This window comes from Thiomonas sp. OC7, from assembly GCF_900634595.1.
Taxonomy (GTDB): Bacteria; Pseudomonadota; Gammaproteobacteria; order Burkholderiales; family Burkholderiaceae_C; genus Thiomonas; species Thiomonas arsenitoxydans.
In genome coordinates, this window is sequence record NZ_LR131953.1 from 588711 (window position 1) to 610452 (window position 21742).

Below are 21742 nucleotides of genomic sequence, written 5' to 3' on the forward strand. Positions count from 1 at the left end.
AGCACCGATAGCGTGAGCAGGCCCTAATCGTTGCCCGGCGGCATGTTTTCAGGTTGTTCCAAACCCAATGCAGCGCGTCGGCGCAACGCCAGCCAAGCCAGCACGCAGCCAACGATCCACGCCACGGCGCGCGCGGCCAGCAGCATGCCCGGCGAAAACCCGGTCAGCGAGTCGCCCCCGAATTCCTGAACCCAGCGTGGATCGACCGCGCCCGAGGTCAGCGCGCTGATCAGTGCAATCAGCAGCAGGCTGATGCCCCACACGGCCCAGGTTCGGGCGATAAAGGCATACAGCAGGCGAAACGCCACCGCGCCCAATAGGGCAAACAACAGGCACTCGATGATCAGCACGCGCAACATGATGAGGTCTCCTTGGGAATCACCCCATCAGTCCATGCGGTGACGGAACAGCCAGGCGGCAAACGCCATGCTGACGACGCCGATCAGCGCCAGCGGCCAGTATTGCGACATCAGGTCGCTCACCCCATAGCCTTCGAGATAGACCCCGCGGGTGATGATGAGGAAATACCGCATGGGGTTGATGTAGGTGAGCAACTGCACCGCCTCGGGCATATTGGCAATGGGCGTGGCAAAGCCGGACAGAATGATGGACGGCACCAGGAACATGAACACGCCCAGCAAACCCTGCTGCTGGGTCACGGCGATGGACGAGATCATCAGCCCGATGCCGGTGGCGGCGAGCAGGAAAAAAAACAGCCCGACTCCCAGCGCCAGCACGCTGCCCACAAACGGCACGCCGAACCAGAGTATGGTGACGATGGCGATAAAAGCGGCCTCCAGCCCACCGATGATGAAACCTGGCAACGCCTTGCCCAGCAGAATTTCCACCGGACGCAGGGGCGTGACCAACAACTGATCGAAGGTGCCCATCTCGCGTTCGCGCGCCACCGACAGCCCGGTGACCAGCAAGGTGACCACGAGAGTGAGCAGAGCCACGATGCCCGGAAGAATGAACCAGCGCGACAGCAGATTGGGGTTGAACCAGGAGCGAATTTCCAGCCTCGCCGGCGGGCCGCGCCAGCCGTGTTGCGCAGCCCATTGCTCATTGAAAGCGAACAGCACACTATTGGCATCGTTCAGCGCCAGCGATGCGGTGTTGGAGTCTCGGCCATCGACCAGCAGTTGCACCGTGGCCGGTTGATGCCGCAGCAAATCGCGGGTGAAGTGCGGGCCGATGTGCAGCACCAGCAGCGCATCCTTGTTGTCGATCAGCGGGGCGATCTGCGCATCGTGGGTGATGTTGGCCACTTGGCGAAAGGTGTCCGTGCCGGAAAAGCGCGCGATCAGTTCGCGCGAGGCGTAGCCCGGGTCTTCGTTGTAAACCGCATAAGGAATGTGGTTGAGGTCGAAGCTGGCGGCATAGCCGAACACCAGCAGCTGAATGAGCGGCGGGCCGATCAGCACCGTGCGGCTGGCCGTGTCGCGCAGCAGCATGAGCAGTTCCTTGATGACGAGTGCAACGACGCGGCCCCACATGGTTCAGTCCAGTCTCTTGTGCGATTTGCGCCAGGCAATGCCCATGAATATCGCCCACATCACCATGAGCGCGGCGCTGTTGCCCAGAATCACCGGCCAGACATTACCCGCCAAAAACACGGTCTGCAAAATGGCGACGTAATAGCGCGCGGCGACCAGATGCGTGAGAAACTGCACCACCGTCGGCATGGAGTCGATGTCGAAAATGAACCCCGACAGAATGAAGGCCGGCAGGAAGGTGACGATGACCGCCACCAGCGCGGCGACGAACTGGCTGTTGGCCAGGGTGGAAATCAGCAGCCCCATCGCCAGCGCCACCAGCAGGAACAGCGCCGAGCACAGCACCAGCAGCCACAGACTGCCGACCAGCGGCACGGCGAACAGCCACACCGCCATGGCCACCGACAGCGCCATGCCCCCCATGCCGAGCACGAAATAAGGAATCAGTTTGCCCAGCAGAATTTCCGCCATGGTCACCGGGCTGGCCATGAGCGCTTCCATGGTGCCGCGCTCGCGTTCTCGCGCGATGACCAGCGCAGTGAGCAAGGCGCCGATCAAGGTCATGATGACCGCAATCAGCCCCGGCACCAGAAAGTCGCGGCTGCGCACCGCCGGGTTGAACCAGATGCGCGCCTGCACGCTGACGGGCAGGAGCAAGGGCTTGCCCTGCCGCTCGGCTTCGAGCTGCAGCCAGTTTTGCCAGACGCCTTGCAGATAGCCCTCCATGATGCGGGCGTTGTTGGCGTCCACGCCGTTCATCCACACTGCCACGGGAGCCGAGCGGCCGGTGAGCGCCAGCCGGGTGAAGTCGCCCCGCAGCCAGACGATGCCGTCCACCTGGCGGGACATCAGCGCATGACGAGCAGCGGCGATGTCGGGGTAGGTCGTCGGTGCGAAGTACGCCGATTGCTCTAGCCCGCCGACAAAACTGCTGGTCTGCGCACTGGGCTGATCGACCACCACCGCCAACGGAACGCCACGGGCGTTGAGCGACACGCCGTAGCCGAACAGCAGCAGCAGCAGCACCGGCAAGACAAAAGCGATGGCGATGGCGGAGGGGTCGCGGATGATCTGCAAAAACTCCTTGCGCACCAGTCCGCGCAGACGTTGCCGGTTCATCGGGCCTGTCTCCTCATGCCGCGCGGCGAATCTGCGCCTCGTGCGACTGAATCAGGGCGATGAAGGCGTCTTCCATCGTCGGATCGGGCAGCGCGTCGGTGCGAATGCGCCCGCGAATCTCACGGGGCGTGCCAAAGGCCAGAATCTCGCCCAGCGACATCAGCACCAGATGATCGCAATACTCGGCCTCGTCCATGAAATGGGTGGTGATCATGACGGTCACCCCCGATTCGGCCAGATGGTTGATGCGTTGCCAGAACTCGCGCCGCGCCAGCGGATCGACGCCGGAGGTCGGCTCATCGAGAAACAGAATGGACGGCTCATGCATCAACGCACAAGCCAGCGCGAGCCGCTGCTTGTAGCCCAGCGGCAGTTCCATGGCCTCGGCATCGGCATACTCGCTCAGGTCGAACTCATCAAAGGCCCAGGCCAGCCGCTGTTTGCGCCGTGCGCCGCGCAGGCCATAGGCCGAGGCGAAAAAATTCAGGTTCTGCCGTGCAGTGAGATTGCCGTAGAGCGCAAATTTCTGCGACACATAGCCGATGCGCTCGCGCGCGTCTGCGCTGGCCGTGCGCAGATCGGCGCCCGCAACGCGCAGCGTGCCGGAAGACGCTGGCAGCAGGCCGCAGAGCATGCGAAAAGTCGTGCTCTTGCCCGCGCCATTGGCACCGAGCAAACCGAAGATCTCGCCCTTCCCCACGTTGAAGCTGATGCCCTTGACCGCCTGGAACGCCCCGAAAAAGCGGCGCAACTCTTTCACTTCGATCACGGTGGACGCCGCATCATCGGGCTTGGCCGCGATGGCGACAGTAGCAACGGCCGCCTCAACCTTGGGCGCAGCCTGCGTCTGCGGGGCAGGCAGACCCGTGTGCAACAAACTGACAAAGGCATCCTCGAAACGCGGCTCGACGGCCTGCCAGTCTTCTCCGGCTTGCTGCAGGGGCTGGGTGTCCTGCAACACCACCCGCACCCCTTCGGCCTGCACCAGCGCATCGACCACTCCGGCGCGCGCATGCAGCGATTCCTGCAACGTGCGGCGATGCCATTGCGCATGCCACACCAGAAACACATGACCTTTCAGTGGTGCCCGAAAAGCCAGGGGCGGCTGATGCGCCAGCACATTGCCCTCATGCAGCAGCACGATGTCGTCGCACTGCTCGGCCTCGTCGAGATAGGCGGTGCTCACCAGCACGGCGACATTCTGGCTGCGCAAGAGTTTGATGATGCTCCAGAGCTCACGCCGTGAAATGGGATCGACCCCGACAGTCGGCTCATCGAGCAGCAGCAGCCGCGGCGCGCGCAGCAGGGTGCAGGCCAGCCCCAGCTTTTGCTTCATGCCGCCGGAAAGCGCCCCCGCCCGTCGATGCGAAAACGGGCCGAGCGCGGTGAGCTTGAGCAAATCGTCGAAGCGCGATTGCCGCTCGGTGGCTTTCAAGCCCTGCAGATCGGCATAGAGGTCGAGGTTTTCCTGAACGGTGAGATCTTCATAAAGACCGAAGCGCTGCGGCATATAGCCGATCATCTGTTGAATGGCCGAGGCCGATTGCCGCACGTCCAAGCCCAGCACCCGAACCTCTCCAGAACTGGGCAGGAGCAAGGCGGCGGCAAGGCGGATCAGCGTGGTCTTGCCCGCGCCGTCCGGCCCGAGCAAGCCGGTGATGCGGCCCTGCTGAATGCGCACATCGACGCCCTTGAGCGCATCAATCACACTGTTGCCCTGCCTGAACTGCTTGTGCACCGCCGCGAATTCAAGCGCCGCGTCGGACGGCACTGCGACCTGCTCAGACCGGGCCGAAGTCTCAGTGTTGGCAGACATGCTCGGGTACCGATTGCGGCGCGTTGTTCAACAAAGGCACCTGCACGGTAACCGGCATGCCCAGGCGCAGTTTCTGATCGGGATTGCAGGCATACACCCGCACCCGATACACCAGTTGCGCACGCAACTCGGTGGTCTGCACCGACTTGGGCGTGAACTCCGCCGTGGGGGAGATATTGCCGACCCAGCCCTTAAACGGCTGGCCAGGAAAGCTGTCGGTCAGAATGTCGGCGCGCATGCCCGGAGCGATTTTGCCCAGCTCGGTTTCCGGCACATAGGCGCGCACCCAGACCGGGTTGTTCACCGCGATGGTCATCACCGGGGTTTGCGGTGCGGCCATGTCGCCCACCTCCAGAATGCGGTTTTCCACCACGCCATTCTCGGGCGAATACAACACCGCATCGGTCAGTTGGCGCTGGGCCAGTGCGAGCGCAGATTCATCGGCCTTGACCATCGCCTCAGCCGCAGCGATGTCTTCCTTGCGCGGGCCTTGCACCGCCAGGCTCAGCGCCTGGCGCGCGCGCTGCACACCGGCGGCTGCCGTATCGAGCTGCTGGGTGACGTTGTCCAGACTTTGCCGGGGCAGGAAGCCCGATTCCACCAGCGTCTTTTGCCGAGCATAAGTAGCCTTGGCGTTGGCCTGCGCCGCCAGCGCCGCGTCCACCCCGGCTCGCGCCTCGGCAATTTCCTGCGGACGGCTGCCCGCCTTGAGCTTGGCCAGCACATTCTGCTGCGCGAGCAATGCCGCCTGCGCCCGGTTGACCGCGTCTTGGTAGCGCACCGCGTCGATGCGGGCCACCACTTGCCCCTTGCGCACGGCATCACCTTCCTGCACCAGAAGTTCAGACACCCGCCCGGCATCGTTGAACGCGAGCTGCACCTGCCGAATGTCGATGTTGCCGTAGAGGGTGAGCGTGTTCGAGACCGGTTTCGCCCGCTGGGTCCACCAGTAAGCGCCACCGGCGACGAGCACGACGAGGAGCAATACCACAATGATCAAGGGCCGCTTTTTGTTTTTCATGGGAGTGCGAATGACTGGGTAGAGACGACGAGCGAGCGGTCAGATGTTTCATTGTCGCGCCAGCTTGCCGCCCGGGCATGACTTACATCAATCATGCCTGTGCTGTGGGGCGTAGCATCAACCGCAACACTCCACACCTCAATATTCCCGATGGCAACGTCAGTTTCCTCTGCCCGCCGCTGCGCGCGTGGCCTGCGTCACGTTTGGCTCCTGCGCGCCGTCTGTTTTATCGGCGGCGTGGTCGGCGGCGGCTTGGCCTTTGCGGGAACGTCCAGCGCAGAAACTCTGGCGCAGGTCTTCACGCTGGCGCAACAGCACAACCCGGCGCTGCGCAGCGCGCAGGCGAACTATCAGGCCGCCTTGTCCGGCGTGCCGCTGGCGCGGTCGAAGCTGCTGCCGCAACTGGTGGCGGGCGCCAATTTGAGCGCCAATGCGCAGGACAACAGCGACAACCCGCTGCTGCAGAAATTCGGCATGCCCACTCAGTGGAACTACACCTCCCGCGATGTCAATCTGGTGGCCACGCAGGCGCTCTATCAACCCGCCGATCATCTCGGCGTCGAACAGGCGGATGTCGCCGCACGCATCGCCTACCTGAAATTCGTGCAGCAAGACCAGGATCTGATGCTGCAAGTCGCTGCGCGCTACTTCGACGTACTGGCCGCGCAAGACAGCCTGCATTCGCTCGAAGAACAGCAAAAAGCGGTGACGCAACAGGTCAAATCGGCACAGGCCAATTTCGACGCGGGCAACGGCACCATTGTCGATGTGCGCGATGCTCAGGCGCGCGTCGATCTCACCGCCGCACAAGTGCTGGCGGCTGAGAATCAGCTTGAACTCACGCGCAACAGCCTGCAACAGTTAGTGGGCACCACCACGCAAACGCTGGCGCCGCTGCCCAGCAGCACGGCACTGCAGGCGCCGCTCGGCGACATGCACGCGTGGAGCCGCAAGGCCGAAGAGCACAACCTCGGCGTCGATGAGGCGCTATTGGGCGTGAAACTGGCGCAACTCAGCGCGAAAAAGGCCGACACGGGTTATCGGCCCACCGTCTCCGCCTATGCCCGCCTCGACCACAACGCGACGACGGGCGGCAGCCCGCTGTTTCCCTTCAGCAACCGCGCCAATGTCGCCAGCGTGGGCGTGCAGATGCGCTGGCCGTTGTTCACCGGCTATGCGGTGCAAAGCGATGTCGAACAGACCGCGCATCTGCTCGAAAAATCGCAATCCGATCTGGATTCGGCCCGCCTCGCTGCCGCGCAGCAAGCGCGCGCTGCTTACCTCAGCGTGCAATCCGGGCTGGCGCAGGTGAAGGCGCTCGACGCGGCCATTGCCTCCAGCCGCAGTTCGCTGCAGGCGAATGAAACCGGGTTCAAAGTGGGGATGCGGGTCAACATCGACGTGCTCAACGCGCTGTCTCAGCTCTACGAAACCCAGCGTCAGGCCGACAAGGCACGTTATGACGTACTGGTCAACACCCTGCGCCTGAAAAACGCGGCAGGTGAGCTCGACCGCCGGGACATCGACACCCTGAGCGCCCTGCTCGAACCAGCGAGCGAATAAAACAGGGGTTGATCGAAATCAAGCCAACTTGAGCGCAGCACGTTTGGCTGCGGGCTTGTGGCAAGACGATGCGGGCAGAGTCACTGCCCCGTCGAGCCAGGCGCGCAATGGGTCTTCACTCAGAATCTCGATCAATCGCTTGTCCACCCGCACCACACCCAGCTCTTGCAAGTGCGAAAGAAGGCGGCTGATGGTTTCCATGCTCAGGCCAAGGTAGCTGCCGAGTTCTTCTCGGGTCATCAGCAACTCGAACTGATCGCACTTTTCTCCGGCTTGACGCAATTGCTCCTGCCTGTGCAGCAGAAAGCTGGCGATTTTTTGCGTGGCACTCATGCTGCCGAGCCTGAACTGGTCATGCTCGGCCCGCGCGAGGCTCTCGGACGCATAGGCCAGCAGATGATTGAGCAAGCTGCGGTCAGCGCCAACGATGGACTCCACCGCAGCCATCGAAAACTCACAGATCAACGAGGGCGCCAGCGCGATCAGGTCGGTCGTGTAGCGTTGCTGTGCAAACCCGCTCAAACCCATCAGTTCGCGTGCGTAGTGAAAGCTGACGATCTGCGACTGGCCGTTTTCGCCAATCTCTACCGCCTTGAAACCCCCGCTCACCACCAGGTAGAGATGTTTGAAGGGCATGCCGCTGTGCACCAGGGTTTCACCCCTGCTCAATTCCAGCGTCGCCTCGGCGGCTTCGGTCACGCGCTGCCGCAAGACCGCATTCAGGTCTGCAGGCAGATTGCCGTCACAGGGATGCGGATGATGCGAGCGGAACTGAGCGGGAATGGGATGCCGTTTCATGTGCGAATCCAGAGAATTCGCGCATCCTAACAAGCCCTTTCCAGAACAATGTGACCAAAGGTGCGCCGCGCGCTGGCAAATCAAACCTTGGGTTCGCCCGCATGCACGATCAATACCGGAACCGTGCTGCGCTGCGACACGCCCTCGGCCACGCTGCCCAGAATCATGCGGCGCACGCCGCTGCGACCATGGCTGCCGATGACGATCAGATCGGCGCCCCAACGATGCCCTTCCGCCAGGATGGCGTCGGCCACGCGCGGCAAGGCCTGCGTGGTTTCCACCACGGCGGAGCTAACGTCCATACCCGGAGCGCGGGCTTCATTCACCCAGCGGTCGAGCAATAGCCGGGCATCGTTGCCCAGCACATTGAGAAATTCCGGGGAGGAACTCAGCAGTCCGTTCGCCTCCACCACCACCACGAAGCGAATGGCGGCCTGCTGGTCGCGCGCCAGCGCAGAGGCCTGGGCGGCGGCCGATTGCGCGGTCTGGCTGGCGTCTATGGGAACCAGGATTTTTTTGTAGGTGGACATAATGCCTCGTCGGGTGAATAGAACAGGAACACAAAAAGAGGGGAAACCCCATCAAATGCCGAGCATCTGGTCTTTGGCTTTGAAGTAATGCCGGGCGTGAGCGACGAGCTGAGCGTCGGTGGGATGATCGGCCGACTCCAGACCCAGCACATGCTCGGCCACAGCGGGGTCATGGTGCTGCAGATGCTTGAACAAAGCCAGCTTGGCCTGCCCAGGGCCGGTGATGAGCACCTCGGGAACGCCGACCAGGGCTTGCGCCACCTTGTGATAGAAGTGCTGGTCTTCCGGCGCCTTGCCGCTGCCGATCGTGCCGCTCATGACGTGCAGATGCGGATGCTCCTTGGGCATGATGATGGATTTTTCGATATCCGCCGGGTCGATGAACAGCACGCGGGCCTGAGCATGATCGACCCAAACAACTGCATGACGATGTGCCATGATGAAACTCCCTTTGAAAGTGAATACACAAGAACAACATTAGCAGCGCTCACCCGCCATTTCATTGACCTGGCTTGAATGTGCGCTGTTTGAGCAGATGCAAAAAACTAAGGTGCCGCGGCGTGTTGCGATCGAAGTGGCGATAGACCGCCAGCTTGGCCTGATCTTCGACGAAAGCCCAGAACACGCAATAGACCCAGATCAACCCGACCGCCGACCAGCTGATGGGCGCAATCAGCCCCAGGGGAAACACCACGAACAGCGTCGCCAGCGCCTTGGTGAGAATGGCCGACCACAGCAAAGCGGGTGACGGCCAGGGCTTTTTCCAGAAAGCTTTTCTGCTGCGCGCGACAAACAGGGTGAGGTGCCCGGAGACCGCCAGTTTGAGGAAGATGAAGGTCTGAATGCTGCCCATGTCGAGCTTCATCACATCATGCGCGAACCACAGCAGCAGCAGGGTTTCGCCCACGCCGATCAGCCCCAGCACCGTGGACACGGTGATGACGCGCCGCATGTCCCAGCGCACCGGTTGCGGATCGACCGCAGTGCGGTCGTAGGCGATGGTCATGATGGGCACATCGTTGAAGAAGGCCAACAAAATGATCATCACCGCGGTGATAGGGTAGAAGTTGTAGGCCAGCATGGCCGCCACCACGAACACCATGATGCGAATGGTTTCGGTGATGCGGTAGATGGCGTAGCTGTTCATGCGCTCGAAAATGCGCCGCGCCTCTTCCACCGCCTTGACGATGGTGGACAGCCCCGGCGCGGTGAGGATGAGCGCGGCGGCCGCGCGCGCCGCGTCGGTGGCGCCGGATACGGCGATGCCCACATCGGCCTGTTTCAGCGCGGGGGCATCGTTGACGCCGTCGCCGGTCATGGCCACGCGGTGCCCCGCGTCCTGCAGCGCCTTGACGATGCCGTATTTGTGTTCGGGGAAGACCTGGGCGAAGCCGTCGGCGGCATCGATCTGGTCGGCCAGGCTCACGCCCGGCTGCTGCTTGTCGGCATCGAACACATCGCCCGCGGCCACGATGTGCGTGCCGATACCGAGCTGCCCGCCGATTTCGCGGGCAATCGCCACGTTGTCGCCGGTGACCATCTTCACCGCCAGACCGTGGCTGCGGGCGTCGGCGATGGTTTGTCTGGAGTCGCTGCGCGGCGGGTCGAACAGCGAGAGCAGGCCATCGAGTTGCCACGCGCCGTCACCAGTCTTGCTCGCCACGCCGAGGGTGCGCAGCCCTTTGGCGGCCTGCGCGTCGATCCAGGCGTCGGCCTTGCTGCGGGTGGCGTCATCCAACTTGCACAGATCGAGAATGACCTGCGGCGCGCCCTTGGTAGCGGCCAGCGGCGCGCCCTGCGCGTCGGTCCAGCGGCCTTCGCTGCGCTTACCCACCGGATCGAAGGGGGTGAAACCCGCGGCGGTGAAACCGGCGGGCGTGGCGGTTTGCACGGGCTGCGCGGCGTACACCGCCTGATCGATGGCGTCGCCGTTGTCAGGCTGGCTGGCGAGCGCCGCGTGCAGGTTCAGCGTGGCGGCATCGGGTGCGGCCAGCAGCAGCGGCTCGCCCAGGGTGAGCTTGTTCTGCGTCAGGGTGCCGGTTTTGTCGGAGCACAGCACATCCACAGCGGCCAGTTCCTCGATGGATTCCAGCCGCGAGACGATGGCCTTTTCTTTCGACAGCGCCAGCGCGCCCAGCGCCATGGTCACCGACAGCACCGCAGGCATGGCCACCGGAATCGAGGCCACGGTGAGGATGAGGGCGAATTGCAGCAGATCGATCCAAGGCAAACCGCGCTGCAGCTCGACCAGCACCAGAATCGCCACCAGCCCAAGGCTGACGTAGATGAGGTAGTCGCCGATATTGAGCACGGCCTTCTGGAAGTGCGACACCGCTCCGGCCTTCTGCACCAGTTGCGCGGTCTTGCCCAGATAGGTATTGACCCCGGCGGCATAGACCACGCCGACCATCTCGCCCTGCTTGGCAATGGAGCCGGAATACACCACCTCGCCCAGCTTGCGGCTGACCGGCAACGACTCGCCGGTGAGTGCCGACTGATCGACGCTGAGGTAATCGCCCTCGATCAGCTTGAGGTCGGCCGGAAGAATGTCGCCCAGACGCACGCGCACCACATCGCCGGGCACGAGCTGCGCGGTGTCGATCTGCGTCCACTGGCCGTCGCGCTTGACGCGGCACTTGAGCGCGAGCTGCTTTTTCAGCGCATCGAGCGCGCTGCTGGCCTTGAACTCCTGCCAGAAACCGATGCCCGCGTTGAACAGCAGCAACAGCACGATGATGATGAAATCCGGCCAGTGCCGCACCAGCGCCGAGAGCAGCGCGGCGACCTCGATCATCCACGGAATCGGCCCCCAGAAATAGCGCAGCAGACGCATGAGCAGGCTGACATGCTGCTCCGGCAGGCTGTTGGGGCCGCCCTGCGCCAGACGCTGCGCAGCTTCGGCCTGGGTGAGGCCGTCCGCCGTGCTGTGCAGAGATTGCAGCAGCGCATCGGCAGGCGTCGCGGCAACGGCCTTGGCATCGAGCGTTGGGTTGGCCGGATTCATGTTCTCCCCCCCGTTGGGGATGCGAGCAGTGCAGCCTTGGGGCGGCGCCTCGGCAGGGTTTGCGTTTGATGTTGTTCGAGCGTGAGGCCGTGGCCGTACATGCTGAACGCCCAGGTGCTGAGCAGCCCGAGCAGGCTCACTCCCGCCATCATCGCCAGCACCGTCGGCACGCCCAGAGAAGACTTGATCAGCGGCAAGGCAAACACCCCGAGCGTGGCGCCCACCTTGGCGACCGAAGCAGCAAAGCCCGCGCCCGTGGCACGCAACTGTGTGGGGTACAGCTCGGTGGGCAGGATGTAGGTGGTGCTGTTCGGCCCCATATTCATGAACAGGTTGAACACCACGAAGCCGAAGAACACCAGCCCCGCATGCGCCGCATCGCCGCCCGCGAGCACCGTGCTCAACCACAACGCCGCCATGCCGAACACCATGCCGCCAAAGCCGATGAGCTGCATGCGAATGCGCCCGAACTTCGCCACCGCCCACAGGCCGATGACAAAGCCGAGCAGCAAGAACACATCGATCAGCCCCGTACCGCGCGCCAACGCCGCCACATGCGGCACCAGAGAAAGCCCCTCGCCCGCCACATGCATCTGCGCCAGCAGCACAGCGGTGAACAGCCCCACGCCGTAAGTCGCAATATCCATCAAAAACCACGGCACGGTGCTCAGCAGCGTGCTGCGCAGATAAGCCGGGTGAAACAGCAGGCTGTAGCCCTGCGGCTTGGCCGACTGCGGCACACGGGCAACGAAGTGCACCGTATCGCCCAGGCGCGAGGCCATGCGTTCGAGCTGGCGACGGTCCGAGGGCACGAAGCGTTCGAGCATGTGCACCGCTTCCCGGTTGCGGCCCTGCCCGATCAGCCAGCGCGGGCTTTCCGGCAGATTCAACCGCCCCAGCAAAAACAGCAGCGCAAACAGCATTTCCGTGGCAAAGAACCAGCGCCACACGCTGGGCTCGGGCACAAGATGCAACAGCGCCAGGGACAGCAGCGCCGCCACAATGAGCCCGACGGACTGGCAGGCGATGGTGGCCACCATCATGCGGCTGCGCTTCTCGTGCGGCATGCATTCAGCGACATAGCTGCCGCTCACCGGAAAATCCATGCCGATGCCCACCCCCACCACGAATTGCGCGGTAATCAGCCCCCAGGCATTCCAGGTCAGCGCGCTAAAGCCCGCAGCGACGGCCAGAATGACCATGTCGATCAGAAACACCGATTTGCGGCCATAGCGGTCGGCTAGCCGCCCGCCCCACGCCGCACCGCCGATGGCCCCGGCCACCAGCGCTGCGCCAAGCAGCCCGGTTTGCAGCGCCGAAAGACCCAAGCCCACCGCCAGCAGCGGAATGGCCATGCCCAGCATGAACACCGAGAGACCGTCGATCAGCGTGCCCCCGCTGGCCAGCGCCCAGGCCAGATAGTGCGGCAAGCGCATGGGCGCCGCATCGAGCAAGGCGATGATCTGCGCATGATCGGGGTGAACGGCAGCGCCCTGCGACGCGGCCTGGACGGCGGTTGCCATGCGCCCGGCCTTCAGGCCGCCACGCGGCCTTGCTCCACCGCGTCGTGGGTGTAGTTGAACACCGCGTCGGGATCGGGGCAGAGCAAGGCGTGATCCTTGTCCTTGTAATCCAGCCGGGTGAGCAGATCCATGATGAGGTTGAGCCGCGCCTGTTTTTTGTCGTTGGCGCGCACGATGGTCCAGGGCGCAGTGGGCGTGTGCGTGCGAGCGAACATGGCGTTGCGCGCGGTGCTGTAGTCTTTCCAGTGCTTTTGCGCGGCGGCGTCGATCGGACTCATCTTCCACTGCTTGAGCGGATTGGTGAGCCGATCCTTGAGGCGCTGTTTCTGTTCGGCCTTGTCGATGTCGAGGTAGTACTTGAACAGTTGAATACCCGAGCGCACCAGCATCTGCTCGAACGTCGGCACCGTCTCCATGAATTCCTCGTACTGCGCCTCGGTGCAAAAACCCATCACCCACTCCACCCCGGCGCGGTTGTACCAACTGCGGTTGAACAGCACGAATTCGGCGGCCGCCGGCAGATAAGGCACATAGCGCTGGAAGTACCACTCCGACTCGTCGCGGGTGGAGGGTTTGTTCAGCGCCACCACGCGGGTATCGCGGGGCGAGAGGTGCTCGATGACGCGCTTGATGGTGCCGTCCTTGCCCGCGCTGTCGCGCCCTTCGAGCAGGATGAGAATGCGGTCGCCCTTTGCGATGAGGTGTTTCTGGAACTTCACCAACTCGATCTGCAGGGCTTCGAGGGTTTTGCCATAACCGTGATCGGGGTGGGATGCGGATTGTTTTCGCGTGCTGTTTTTTGCCATTTCAGTCTCCTAAACCCAGGTCGGATTGCAGCGGCGGATCGGCAGGCAAATGTTCCGGCAGCGCATCGCTGCCGACGGGGGTGAGGTAATCGGCCATCTCCTCCCAAGGTTTGCCTTCGGCCAATTCTTCATAGTAGGCCCGCGCGATCTGGCCGAGTTCGCTCTTGGGGTCGAGCAGATCGCGCGATTGGGTGCCATCCAGCCGTCCCATGGCACGCCAGATGAACTCTTCAAACGCCCGCATCTTCTCGGGCGACAACGGCGCTTGTTTCATGCACTACACCTGAACCGCAGCAGGCAGACCGAATTCATCGAGCGCATTGAGCAATGGCGTCATGTACATCATCGCCGGGCCGCCGTGCATGAGCACCGCCAGGAACCCGGCCTCGATCAGTTCGTCGCGTTTCGCCCCGGCATGCGCTGCCTGCTTGACGTGAAACGCGATGCACCACTCGCACTGCGCCGCGACCGACAGCGCCACATTGACCAGTTCTTTCTGCTTGCCCGACAGCGCAGGGCCGGATTCGGCCTTGCCCATGAAGTTCATGAAGGCCTGCACTTCGTTGGGATGGCTTTTGCCGAGCGTGGACAGCAAGGACTCGACTTCATGCAGACGCTCGCGCATCGGGGATTCCGTCATGGTTCTTCCTTCGTTTCAATGGTTTCAATGGAGTGACACTCACTTGCGGCGCGCAGCCGATGAAGCCGACGTCCGGCTGGCTGCGGCGGCCGGCTTGGGTGTTTGGGCGCTCATCAGCCTGACCGCCTGCTGCTGCGTGTCTTGCAGGGTGTTGAGCGCCTGGGTGGTCCAGTTCATGGTGCTCTGCAGCAAGGCCTGCATCGGCTCAACCCCGGCGGGCGCTGCTGCGCTCGCGTTCTGCCCAAGGCTGTCGTGCAGGCTGTTTTGCAGGCGCTCAAGCCTGGACTGCAGGATCTCGGTCATTTCGGCCTGGGTCGCAGAGGCGATCTGCCCGAATTTCTCGACGTAGCTCATGACGTTTTCGCCCCCTGCGCGCGCGGCATCCGCCCAGTCAGCGCCGGGCGCAGACTGCGCCTCGCCCTTGCCGACTGCCGATTGCAGCGTCTGCGCCGCCTGCTGCGCCATCAGACGCATGGTTTGCATCTGCAACTGGGTCAGTTGCTCATAGCCGCGAAAAAGCACTTGATTCAACGCGACGGCGGCTTCCAGCTCGGCCTTCTGCAAGTCTTTCAGCGATTCGGTCGGATTCATGGCAACTCCCCAATGTGAATGTGAGTTTGCAGTGTGCTACAGCACAGCAGCGGGAGCTTGACTTGCATCATGTTGGTGCGACCCGATTTGCCATACCTGTAAGCAGATTTTGCTGCAGCGCACACTGCACAGAGACAGCAGCCCGCCAAACTGGCATGACCCCAAAAAGCACTTGCCTTAATTTCCATGCTTCCATAAACTTTGAAATATGGAAACAAAAGCCGCGCTGCTTGTTCTCGCCGCCCTGTCGCAAGACTCGCGTCTGCGCGTGTTTCGCGTCTTGGTGCAGGCGGGCCCCGAAGGGCTGGCTGCGGGCAAAATTGCCGAGCTCACCGCCATTGCGCCCTCCTCGCTCTCGTTTCATCTGAAAGAGCTCGCCCACGCCGACCTGGTCGAGTCTCGCCAGTCAGGGCGCTTTGTGATCTACACCGCGCGCTTTTCCACCATGAATGAACTGATCGGCTACCTCACCGACAACTGCTGCGGCGGCAATCCCTGCGGCCCGGTCGAGGCGAACTGCCCCCCACCCGTACGCTCAACTGTTGAGGAGACTCACCCATGAAACGCTTCCATGTTCACGTCAGCGTGCCCGCGCTGGACGACGCCATTCGCTTCTACTCCAGCCTGTTCGCCGCCGAGCCCACGGTGCGCAAGGCCGACTACGCCAAGTGGATGCTCGACGACCCGCGGGTGAACTTCGCCATTTCGCAGCGCGGCGCCGCGCCCGGTTTGAACCATCTGGGCATTCAGGTGGAAAGCGATGCGGAGCTCGCGGAAATGCAGCAACGGCTCGAATCCACCGAGGCTGGCTTCATCGAAGAAACCGGCGCCGCCTGCTGCTATGCCCGCTCCGACAAATACTGGGCCAACGACCCGGTCGGCATCGCCTGGGAGACCTATCACACCCTGGACACGATTCCCATGTTCAATGAGTCGCCCGATGACAGCGCTTGCTGCGTGCCTGCTGCGGCGGTTGCCGTGCCGTCACCGGCGCCACGCCCGGCGACGGCATGCTGCGGCGGCGCCTCCGCTTCCAAATCATCCTGCTGCTGATCTTTTACCCACTTGGAGATGTTCATGGACAAGGTTTACAACGTATTGGTGCTGTGCACCGGCAATTCCGCCCGCTCGATCATGGGCGAGGGACTGATCAACACCCTGGGCAAGGGCCGCTTCAAGGCCTATAGCGCGGGCAGCCATCCGGGCGGGGTGGTCAACCCCTACGCCATCGAGCAGCTCAAAAGCATCGGCTACCCGACGGACACCTTGCGCAGCAAAAGCTGGGATGAGTTCGCCACGCCCGATGCGCCGCAGATGGACTTTGTTTTCACCGTCTGCGACAAGGCCGCGGGCGAGACCTGCCCCATCTGGCCCGGACACCCGATGACTGCGCACTGGGGCTTTGAAGACCCAGCCGCCGTGGAGGGCAGCGACGAAGAGAAGCGCCGCGCCTTCCAGACCATCTTCCGCCAGATCATGTGCCGGGTGCGCGCCTTCGTCAGCCTGCCGCTGGATCGGCTGGACGCAGCCGCGATCAAGCGGGAAATCGTGGACATCGGCAAGACCCAGGTCATGCCTTTGCCGGAGTCCTGCGCCAAAGACGATCTCGACCCGGTCGTTCAATAATCGCTCTCCCCGCGCCCAACGGCAGGCAGAACGGCCTGCCGTTTGCGTTTCGATTGCGTCCTCGATTGCGTCCGTTTCCCAACAAAAATTCCACGCCCATGATTGCCGCCCTGCTCATTTTCATCCTCACCCTGGTGTTCGTCATCTGGCAGCCGCGCGGTCTGGGCATCGGCTACAGCGCCCTGGGCGGCGCGGCGATCGCGCTGATATTCGGCGTGATCAACTGGGGCGACATTCCTGTGGTGTGGCACATCGTCTGGGATGCCACCTTCACCTTCGTCGGGCTGATCATCATCTCTCTCATCCTCGACGACGCCGGGGTGTTTCACTGGGCCGCGCTGCATGTGGCGCGCTGGGGCGGCGGACGCGGACGGCGGCTGTTTCCGCTCATCGTGGTGCTGGGTGCGGTGATTTCGGCGTTCTTCGCCAACGATGGTGCGGCGCTCATCCTCACGCCCATCGTGCTGGCCATGCTGCTGGCGCTGGGCTTCGGTCCGGCAGCGGCGCTGGCGTTCGTCATGGCCTGTGGTTTCGTCGCAGACACGACCTCGATGCCGCTGGTGATTTCCAATCTGGTCAACATCGTCACCGCGGGCTATTTCAACATTCCCTTCGACCGCTACGCCGCGGTGATGGTGCCGGTCGATCTAGCCGCGCTGGCCGCGACGCTGGTCGTGCTGATGCTGTTTTTCCGCCGCGACATTCCCGCAGGCTATGACCTCGCCCGGCTCGACGCGCCATCCAGCGCCATCAAGGACGCGCTGGTCTTCCGCTGGACCTGGCCGGTGATGGCCGTGCTGCTGGTGGCGTATTTCGTCACCGCCGCGTGGCAGGTGCCTGTGTCGCTAGTCACCGGCATCGCCGCGCTGCTGCTGCTGGCTCTGGCCGGGCGCTGGTGGCGCGGCGGCCGCGGCGCGGTCATCGATCTGCGCCACGTCATCAAGGGCGCGCCGTGGCAGATCGTGCTGTTCTCGCTGGGCATGTACCTCGTGGTCTATGGCTTGCGCAATGCCGGGCTGACCGACTACCTGGCGCTGGCGCTCGAAGCGCTGGCCCGCCACGGCACCGTGGTCGCGGTGGTGGGCACGGGCTTCATCAGCGCGGTGCTGTCCTCGGTGATGAACAACATGCCCATGACCCTGGTGGGCGCCCTGGGCATCCACCACGCGCAGGGCATAGCCCCGGCGGTGCGCGAAGCCATGATCTACGCCCACGTCATCGGCTGCGATCTCGGCCCCAAGTTCACGCCCATCGGCAGCCTGGCCACGCTGCTGTGGCTGCACGTGCTCGACCGCAAGGGCGTGCACATCGGCTGGGGTTATTACATGCGCATCGGGCTGGCGCTGACCACACCGGTGTTGCTGATCACCTTGCTGGCGCTGGCCTGGCGTTTGGGCTGACCATGACCGACACCCAAGCCGCCCCCTGCATGCTGCAAGCCTGGCAGTTCGCCGAGGCCGAAGTGCGTGGTTTTGTGTGCCAACAGCTGCACGATGGTCGAGAGCTGGATCAGCGCCTGAGCCTTTTTCAACCTTTCTCTTTTCACAGACCCACAATCCCATGAACAAGACCCTCATTGCTTTGACTCTGGCCGCGGCCAGCACGCTTGCCGCCAACGCCCAGGCCGAATCGGCCACCTGGACGCAGAAGATCCTCACCCCGGAAACTGCGCTCAAGGCCGCCGAAGCCGCCAAGGCCGAATGCGTCAAGCGCGGCTGGCAGGTGGCGGTGGCCGTGACCGACCCGTCGGGGCTGCCGTTGGTGATGCTGCGCGACCGCTTCGCCGGCTGGCACACCGTGGCAGCGGCGGAAGGCAAGGCGCGCACGGCGGCGAGCTGGCGGGAGTCCACCAGCTCGGTGGCGGAGCGGGTGAACAAACCCGGCTCTGCCGAGCAAGCCATCAAGAACCTGCCCGGCGTGGTGATGATCGGCGGCGGCATGCCGATCGATGCGGCCGGACAGATGGTGGGCGCCATCGGGGTATCGGGCGCGCCGGGCGGCGCCAACGATGACCTCTGCGCCAAAGCCGGGCTGAGTGCCATCGAGGGCGATCTGGCGTTTTGAGCCGTTTCGACTGATCCTGAGTGCCGGGCTTGCCCCAGGGTTTGCCTTTGGCGCCGCGCAAACATTTTGGTCAAAATTGAAAAACCACCATGACTTCCTCACCCGCATTCCCTGCCGCCCATGAGTTCCACATGAGCCTGCGTGTGGCCGATCTGGCGCGCAGCACAGCGTTCTACACCGCGTTTTTCGGCCTGCCGCCCAAAGACCGCACCGCCCGCTACAGCACCTTCATCGTGCCGCAGCTGCGCCTCAACCTGGTGCTGCTGGTCAACGACCGCGGTGAGGCACTCGACACCTACAGCCTCTACCACCTCGGACTGGGTGTGGCGGGCAAGGCCGAAGTCATCGCCGCCTACCGTGCCGCCGTGGCTGCGGGGGCCGAGATCGTCAAGCCCCCGCGCACCACCTGGCGCGGCACGCCGCTGCACGAACTGTGGCTGCGCGACCCCAGCGGCTATCTGCTGGAGGTCTATGCCCGGCTTACCGATGCTGAACTGGCGCAGATGCCCGCAGACATGGAGCCGTTGTTTCTGCTCGACTCCCCGCAAGCTTGAACCACGAGACGCGCCAACATCAGCCGCGCAGATCGGAGGTGTCGGCCAGCGCCGTAGCTCGGGGGCTGCGGACTGGTGCGGCAGCGAGGCGCAATTCCGCCCGCGCAAGACGCATCACCTAGGCCCCCCGCTGATTGCGCGCGCGGCCCCGACCGCAGCGACGGCCAAGTCCGGCCAGCGCGTGGCGGGAACGAACACGTCAAAAGGCAGTTCGTGGTCGATGTCATACTGGGCCTGCAAACGGGCCATCGGCGATTTGCCGACCCCGCCTTTTCTCCGTCTATCCCCCGCCTATCCAATGAATTGTGCTGATCAATTTCTCCGGAATGCCTGCCCCGCGGGGGATTGAAAGCCGAATCTGAGTCTACGGAGAGCCCGCAGAGGCGGCTCGGCGTTTCCTTAAGAGACTGCTGCGACAGACCGAAGAACAGCGCAGCCTATTACGAGTCTCCTTCGCCGCTTGCAAGCAAAATGCGCGCCTTCATCCTGCGCCCTCCCCCTGATTTTTCTATGCACGCCTACCTCTCCGGTTTCGCCCTCGGTCTGTCGCTCATTGTCGCCATCGGCGCGCAGAACGCCTTCGTCCTCAAGCAGGGGCTGAAGGGGGAACACATTTTCTGGGTGGTGCTGGTGTGCGCGCTGTCCGATGCGCTGCTCATCGGCGTCGGCGTGTCCGGGTTTCATGTGCTGGTGGCGCGGGCGCCCTGGCTGACCACGCTCAGCCGTTACGCGGGAGCCGCGTTCCTGCTCTGGTATGGGGCGCGCAGCTTCCGGGCGGCCCTGCGCTCGGCGGCGGTGCTGGCGCCGGCCGGTGGTGGCGCCAGCCCGCTCGGCAAGACGCTGGCCACCGTGCTGGCGTTCACTTTTCTGAACCCGCATGTCTATCTCGACACCGTGGTCTTGCTCGGCTCGGTGTCCACCCAGTTTCCCGGGCGTACGGCGGCGTTCGGCGCGGGTGCGGCGTCGGCCTCATTCGTATTCTTTTTCGCCCTGGGCTATGGCGCGCGACTGTTGCGGCCGGTGTTTGCGCGCCCTTTCACCTGGAAAGTGCTCGACGTGCTGATCGGATTGACGATGGGCGCGCTGACCCTCAAGCTGTTGCTGGGCGAGTGATCGCCGTCCGCGAAGGGATCAGTCGATCATCGAGGCCGAAGGCGCTGGGGCGGCGAGCAGATCGCCGGCGCGGCAGGTGCGATTGCGACCGCTTTCCTTGGCCCGATACAGCGCCAGATCGGCCTGGTCGAGCAGCTTGTGCAACAGCGGCTGATCCTGCGGATAGCTCGCCAGCCCGATGCTGACGGTCACGCCGGGTACGCCGAGATCCCCTTCCCAGTCTTTGGCCTCGAAGGCCGCGTGAATATCGGCAGCGATCGCGTCAGCGGTCTCGCGCCCGGCTGCGGGCAAGACCAGCACGAACTCTTCGCCACCGGAGCGGTACACCAAATCACCTGGGCGCAAGGTCTGGCGCAACAGCCTGGCCACCTGATGGAGCACTTCATCTCCCACGGCATGGCCGAAGCGGTCGTTGACCGATTTGAAGGCGTCGATATCGAGCACGCCGACGCTCAGCGCGCCACCGCTGCGCTCGCTCAAGGCGATCTGCTGGGCCAGCGCTGCCATGCCCGCGCGGCGATTGGGAATCTGAGTGAGATCGTCGATGCTGGCCATTTTTTCCAGCCGCAACTCCAGGAGCTTGCGGTCGGTGATGTTCTGCACCATGCCGACCATACGGGTCGGACGGCCCTGGGCGTCGCGCTCGCAGACCTGCCCGCGATCATGCACCCAAATGTCATGACCGTTGCGGTTGCGCAAACGGTATTCCGCCTCGAAGCGCATCAGCCGTCCGCGCAAATGCTGATCGATCAAGGACATGACCTGATCGCGGTCGTCGGGATGGACGTTATGTTTCCAGGTCTCGACATGCGGCGTCATTTCATCCGGGCCGTATCCCAGCATGCGCTTGAGCTGCGGGCTGAAATAGACCGCGTCGGTGAGCAGGTTCCAGTCCCACAGCCCGTCCATGGCCTGTTCGAGAGCAAAACGCAGGCGCTCGTCGCGCGTGCTGCTTGCCTCATCCAGGCTCAGCCGCTTGCTGATATTGCGGGCGACGGACAGAAAGTAGTCGCGCCCCTGTTGGTTAAAGTGCGTGGTGTTGACCTCGACCGGAATTTCGCCCCCGTCCTGGTGACGATGGCGCCCGACGAAGGTGTAGCAGTCGGCCGTGCGGATGACTTGGGCGATGTCGGCCCACTGCGGCAAGCCCTGCACGTCCTTCTGCAGGCTGAGCACCGAGTGATGCAGCACTTCGCTGGCTTGCAGCCCGAGATCGGCATAGGCCGCGCGGTTGCACCAGAGGATGTTGGACGTCACCGGGTCGAGCAGATACACCGCATCGGCCATGTGCCCAAACAAAACCTCCAGCGACGGCAGGCCGCCTTGCTCCGCAAACGCCATGATGTATCGCCCAGCCAAGACATCCCGGACAGTTGCATTGCGCAGGCCCGGGATGACCTGACGCGCGCTTTGCCGTGCGCTTTGCCGAGCGACCTCGCTGCGCAGCAAAAGTGGCTGAGTTTAGCGATTTATCAAAG

General features: G+C 63.5%; 24 protein-coding genes. 9 read left to right on the plus strand and 15 right to left on the minus strand.

Annotation, left to right across the window (positions count from 1 at the left end; translation table 11 throughout):
• Positions 1-23: 23 nt before the first annotated feature.
• From BIO17B3_RS02810 to BIO17B3_RS02830, 5 genes are read right to left on the minus strand one after another with little or no spacing between them, the layout of a single operon-like run.
• Positions 24-359, minus strand: coding sequence for a hypothetical protein (locus BIO17B3_RS02810; RefSeq protein WP_013123412.1), 336 nt, complete (start codon positions 357-359; stop codon positions 24-26).
• A gap of 27 nt (positions 360-386) precedes the next feature.
• Positions 387-1496, minus strand: a complete 1110-nt coding sequence (locus BIO17B3_RS02815; protein WP_156052940.1) for an ABC transporter permease — start codon at positions 1494-1496, stop codon at positions 387-389.
• 3 nt (positions 1497-1499) lie between these two features.
• Complete coding sequence (locus tag BIO17B3_RS02820) at positions 1500-2615, minus strand: ABC transporter permease (protein ID WP_156052941.1); 1116 nt, start codon at positions 2613-2615, stop codon at positions 1500-1502.
• 13 nt (positions 2616-2628) lie between these two features.
• Positions 2629-4431: an ATP-binding cassette domain-containing protein gene (locus tag BIO17B3_RS02825; RefSeq protein ID WP_197737897.1), complete on the minus strand. Its 1803-nt coding sequence runs from the start codon at positions 4429-4431 to the stop codon at positions 2629-2631.
• Positions 4415-5452 carry an efflux RND transporter periplasmic adaptor subunit gene (locus BIO17B3_RS02830; protein ID WP_013123416.1) on the minus strand — a complete coding sequence of 346 codons (1038 nt, stop codon included), beginning with the start codon at positions 5450-5452 and terminating at the stop codon, positions 4415-4417. The genes BIO17B3_RS02825 and BIO17B3_RS02830 overlap by 17 nt, the downstream gene beginning before the upstream one ends.
• 150 nt (positions 5453-5602) lie before the next feature.
• On the opposite strand from BIO17B3_RS02830, the gene BIO17B3_RS02835 reads away from it, so the two are divergent.
• Positions 5603-7015 (plus strand): TolC family outer membrane protein, encoded by a 1413-nt coding sequence (locus BIO17B3_RS02835; RefSeq protein WP_156052942.1) that lies wholly within the window; start codon positions 5603-5605, stop codon positions 7013-7015.
• Between the two features lie 18 nt (positions 7016-7033).
• Here BIO17B3_RS02835 and BIO17B3_RS02840 read toward each other — a convergent pair whose 3' ends face one another.
• The 9 genes from BIO17B3_RS02840 to BIO17B3_RS02880 all read right to left on the minus strand — a co-directional run bounded on the left by BIO17B3_RS02840 (position 7034) and on the right by BIO17B3_RS02880 (position 14907).
• A complete protein-coding gene (locus tag BIO17B3_RS02840) occupies positions 7034-7813 on the minus strand; it encodes a Crp/Fnr family transcriptional regulator (protein WP_156052943.1) in 780 nt (259 codons plus the stop codon).
• 80 nt (positions 7814-7893) lie between these two features.
• On the minus strand, positions 7894-8343 hold the full coding sequence (locus BIO17B3_RS02845) for a universal stress protein (protein WP_156052944.1): 450 nt from the start codon (positions 8341-8343) through the stop codon (positions 7894-7896).
• A gap of 51 nt (positions 8344-8394) precedes the next feature.
• A complete protein-coding gene (locus BIO17B3_RS02850; protein WP_013123420.1) occupies positions 8395-8781 on the minus strand; it encodes a hypothetical protein in 387 nt (128 codons plus the stop codon).
• Positions 8782-8842: 61 nt separating this feature from the next.
• Complete coding sequence (locus BIO17B3_RS02855) at positions 8843-11347, minus strand: plasma-membrane proton-efflux P-type ATPase (protein WP_156052945.1); 2505 nt, start codon at positions 11345-11347, stop codon at positions 8843-8845.
• Positions 11344-12870, minus strand: a complete 1527-nt coding sequence (locus tag BIO17B3_RS02860) for an MFS transporter (RefSeq protein WP_156052946.1) — start codon at positions 12868-12870, stop codon at positions 11344-11346. The genes BIO17B3_RS02855 and BIO17B3_RS02860 overlap by 4 nt, the downstream gene beginning before the upstream one ends.
• Positions 12871-12881: 11 nt before the next feature.
• A complete protein-coding gene (gene ppk2 / locus BIO17B3_RS02865) occupies positions 12882-13676 on the minus strand; it encodes a polyphosphate kinase 2 (RefSeq protein WP_156052947.1) in 795 nt (264 codons plus the stop codon).
• Between the two features lies 1 nt (position 13677).
• Complete coding sequence (locus BIO17B3_RS02870; RefSeq protein ID WP_156052948.1) at positions 13678-13950, minus strand: hypothetical protein; 273 nt, start codon at positions 13948-13950, stop codon at positions 13678-13680.
• Positions 13951-13953: 3 nt separating this feature from the next.
• The gene (locus BIO17B3_RS02875) at positions 13954-14316 is read right to left on the minus strand and encodes a carboxymuconolactone decarboxylase family protein (RefSeq protein ID WP_156052949.1); all 363 of its coding nucleotides are present in this window, start codon (positions 14314-14316) and stop codon (positions 13954-13956) included.
• Between the two features lie 39 nt (positions 14317-14355).
• Complete coding sequence (locus tag BIO17B3_RS02880) at positions 14356-14907, minus strand: phasin family protein (protein WP_156052950.1); 552 nt, start codon at positions 14905-14907, stop codon at positions 14356-14358.
• Between the two features lie 208 nt (positions 14908-15115).
• Here BIO17B3_RS02880 and BIO17B3_RS02885 point away from each other — a divergent pair, with 208 nt between their 5' ends.
• From BIO17B3_RS02885 to BIO17B3_RS02920, 8 genes are all read left to right on the plus strand, one after another.
• The gene (locus tag BIO17B3_RS02885; RefSeq protein ID WP_013123427.1) at positions 15116-15469 is read left to right on the plus strand and encodes a helix-turn-helix transcriptional regulator; all 354 of its coding nucleotides are present in this window, start codon (positions 15116-15118) and stop codon (positions 15467-15469) included.
• Positions 15466-15960 carry an ArsI/CadI family heavy metal resistance metalloenzyme gene (locus BIO17B3_RS02890; RefSeq protein WP_156052951.1) on the plus strand — a complete coding sequence of 165 codons (495 nt, stop codon included), beginning with the start codon at positions 15466-15468 and terminating at the stop codon, positions 15958-15960. The genes BIO17B3_RS02885 and BIO17B3_RS02890 overlap by 4 nt, the downstream gene beginning before the upstream one ends.
• A 24-nt stretch (positions 15961-15984) precedes the next feature.
• Positions 15985-16533 (plus strand): arsenate reductase ArsC, encoded by a 549-nt coding sequence (locus BIO17B3_RS02895; protein WP_013123429.1) that lies wholly within the window; start codon positions 15985-15987, stop codon positions 16531-16533.
• A 98-nt stretch (positions 16534-16631) separates the two neighbouring features.
• Complete coding sequence (locus tag BIO17B3_RS02900) at positions 16632-17933, plus strand: arsenic transporter (protein ID WP_156052952.1); 1302 nt, start codon at positions 16632-16634, stop codon at positions 17931-17933.
• Between the two features lie 2 nt (positions 17934-17935).
• On the plus strand, positions 17936-18097 hold the full coding sequence (locus BIO17B3_RS02905; protein WP_197737898.1) for a hypothetical protein: 162 nt from the start codon (positions 17936-17938) through the stop codon (positions 18095-18097).
• Positions 18094-18597 (plus strand): heme-binding protein, encoded by a 504-nt coding sequence (locus BIO17B3_RS02910; RefSeq protein WP_156052953.1) that lies wholly within the window; start codon positions 18094-18096, stop codon positions 18595-18597. The genes BIO17B3_RS02905 and BIO17B3_RS02910 overlap by 4 nt, the downstream gene beginning before the upstream one ends.
• An 89-nt stretch (positions 18598-18686) precedes the next feature.
• Positions 18687-19151: a VOC family protein gene (locus BIO17B3_RS02915; protein ID WP_156052954.1), complete on the plus strand. Its 465-nt coding sequence runs from the start codon at positions 18687-18689 to the stop codon at positions 19149-19151.
• 510 nt (positions 19152-19661) lie between these two features.
• Positions 19662-20264: a LysE/ArgO family amino acid transporter gene (locus tag BIO17B3_RS02920; RefSeq protein WP_156052955.1), complete on the plus strand. Its 603-nt coding sequence runs from the start codon at positions 19662-19664 to the stop codon at positions 20262-20264.
• A gap of 18 nt (positions 20265-20282) precedes the next feature.
• On the opposite strand, the gene BIO17B3_RS02925 is transcribed toward BIO17B3_RS02920, so the two are convergent.
• Positions 20283-21605, minus strand: a complete 1323-nt coding sequence (locus tag BIO17B3_RS02925; protein ID WP_156052956.1) for a diguanylate cyclase — start codon at positions 21603-21605, stop codon at positions 20283-20285.
• Positions 21606-21742: the final 137 nt, after the last annotated feature.

Excerpts from the sequence above, each read along its gene's own strand:
- BIO17B3_RS02860 (WP_156052946.1), bottom strand. The coding sequence starts at position 12,870 with ATGGCAACCGCCGTCCAGGCCGCGTCGCAGGGCGCTGCCGTTCACCCC.
- BIO17B3_RS02850 (WP_013123420.1), bottom strand. The coding sequence starts at position 8,781 with ATGGCACATCGTCATGCAGTTGTTTGGGTCGATCATGCTCAGGCCCGC.
- BIO17B3_RS02900 (WP_156052952.1), top strand. The coding sequence starts at position 16,632 with ATGATTGCCGCCCTGCTCATTTTCATCCTCACCCTGGTGTTCGTCATC.
- BIO17B3_RS02810 (WP_013123412.1), bottom strand. The coding sequence starts at position 359 with ATGTTGCGCGTGCTGATCATCGAGTGCCTGTTGTTTGCCCTATTGGGC.
- BIO17B3_RS02825 (WP_197737897.1), bottom strand. The coding sequence starts at position 4,431 with ATGTCTGCCAACACTGAGACTTCGGCCCGGTCTGAGCAGGTCGCAGTG.
- BIO17B3_RS02845 (WP_156052944.1), bottom strand. The coding sequence starts at position 8,343 with ATGTCCACCTACAAAAAAATCCTGGTTCCCATAGACGCCAGCCAGACC.
- BIO17B3_RS02915 (WP_156052954.1), top strand. The coding sequence starts at position 18,687 with ATGACTTCCTCACCCGCATTCCCTGCCGCCCATGAGTTCCACATGAGC.
- BIO17B3_RS02830 (WP_013123416.1), bottom strand. The coding sequence starts at position 5,452 with ATGAAAAACAAAAAGCGGCCCTTGATCATTGTGGTATTGCTCCTCGTC.
- BIO17B3_RS02895 (WP_013123429.1), top strand. The coding sequence starts at position 15,985 with ATGGACAAGGTTTACAACGTATTGGTGCTGTGCACCGGCAATTCCGCC.
- BIO17B3_RS02855 (WP_156052945.1), bottom strand. The coding sequence starts at position 11,347 with ATGAATCCGGCCAACCCAACGCTCGATGCCAAGGCCGTTGCCGCGACG.
- BIO17B3_RS02880 (WP_156052950.1), bottom strand. The coding sequence starts at position 14,907 with ATGAATCCGACCGAATCGCTGAAAGACTTGCAGAAGGCCGAGCTGGAA.
- BIO17B3_RS02925 (WP_156052956.1), bottom strand. The coding sequence starts at position 21,605 with ATGGCGTTTGCGGAGCAAGGCGGCCTGCCGTCGCTGGAGGTTTTGTTT.
- BIO17B3_RS02840 (WP_156052943.1), bottom strand. The coding sequence starts at position 7,813 with ATGAAACGGCATCCCATTCCCGCTCAGTTCCGCTCGCATCATCCGCAT.
- BIO17B3_RS02910 (WP_156052953.1), top strand. The coding sequence starts at position 18,094 with ATGAACAAGACCCTCATTGCTTTGACTCTGGCCGCGGCCAGCACGCTT.
- ppk2 (WP_156052947.1), bottom strand. The coding sequence starts at position 13,676 with ATGGCAAAAAACAGCACGCGAAAACAATCCGCATCCCACCCCGATCAC.
- BIO17B3_RS02875 (WP_156052949.1), bottom strand. The coding sequence starts at position 14,316 with ATGACGGAATCCCCGATGCGCGAGCGTCTGCATGAAGTCGAGTCCTTG.
- BIO17B3_RS02920 (WP_156052955.1), top strand. The coding sequence starts at position 19,662 with ATGCACGCCTACCTCTCCGGTTTCGCCCTCGGTCTGTCGCTCATTGTC.
- BIO17B3_RS02835 (WP_156052942.1), top strand. The coding sequence starts at position 5,603 with ATGGCAACGTCAGTTTCCTCTGCCCGCCGCTGCGCGCGTGGCCTGCGT.
- BIO17B3_RS02815 (WP_156052940.1), bottom strand. The coding sequence starts at position 1,496 with ATGTGGGGCCGCGTCGTTGCACTCGTCATCAAGGAACTGCTCATGCTG.
- BIO17B3_RS02870 (WP_156052948.1), bottom strand. The coding sequence starts at position 13,950 with ATGAAACAAGCGCCGTTGTCGCCCGAGAAGATGCGGGCGTTTGAAGAG.
- BIO17B3_RS02890 (WP_156052951.1), top strand. The coding sequence starts at position 15,466 with ATGAAACGCTTCCATGTTCACGTCAGCGTGCCCGCGCTGGACGACGCC.
- BIO17B3_RS02885 (WP_013123427.1), top strand. The coding sequence starts at position 15,116 with ATGGAAACAAAAGCCGCGCTGCTTGTTCTCGCCGCCCTGTCGCAAGAC.
- BIO17B3_RS02905 (WP_197737898.1), top strand. The coding sequence starts at position 17,936 with ATGACCGACACCCAAGCCGCCCCCTGCATGCTGCAAGCCTGGCAGTTC.
- BIO17B3_RS02820 (WP_156052941.1), bottom strand. The coding sequence starts at position 2,615 with ATGAACCGGCAACGTCTGCGCGGACTGGTGCGCAAGGAGTTTTTGCAG.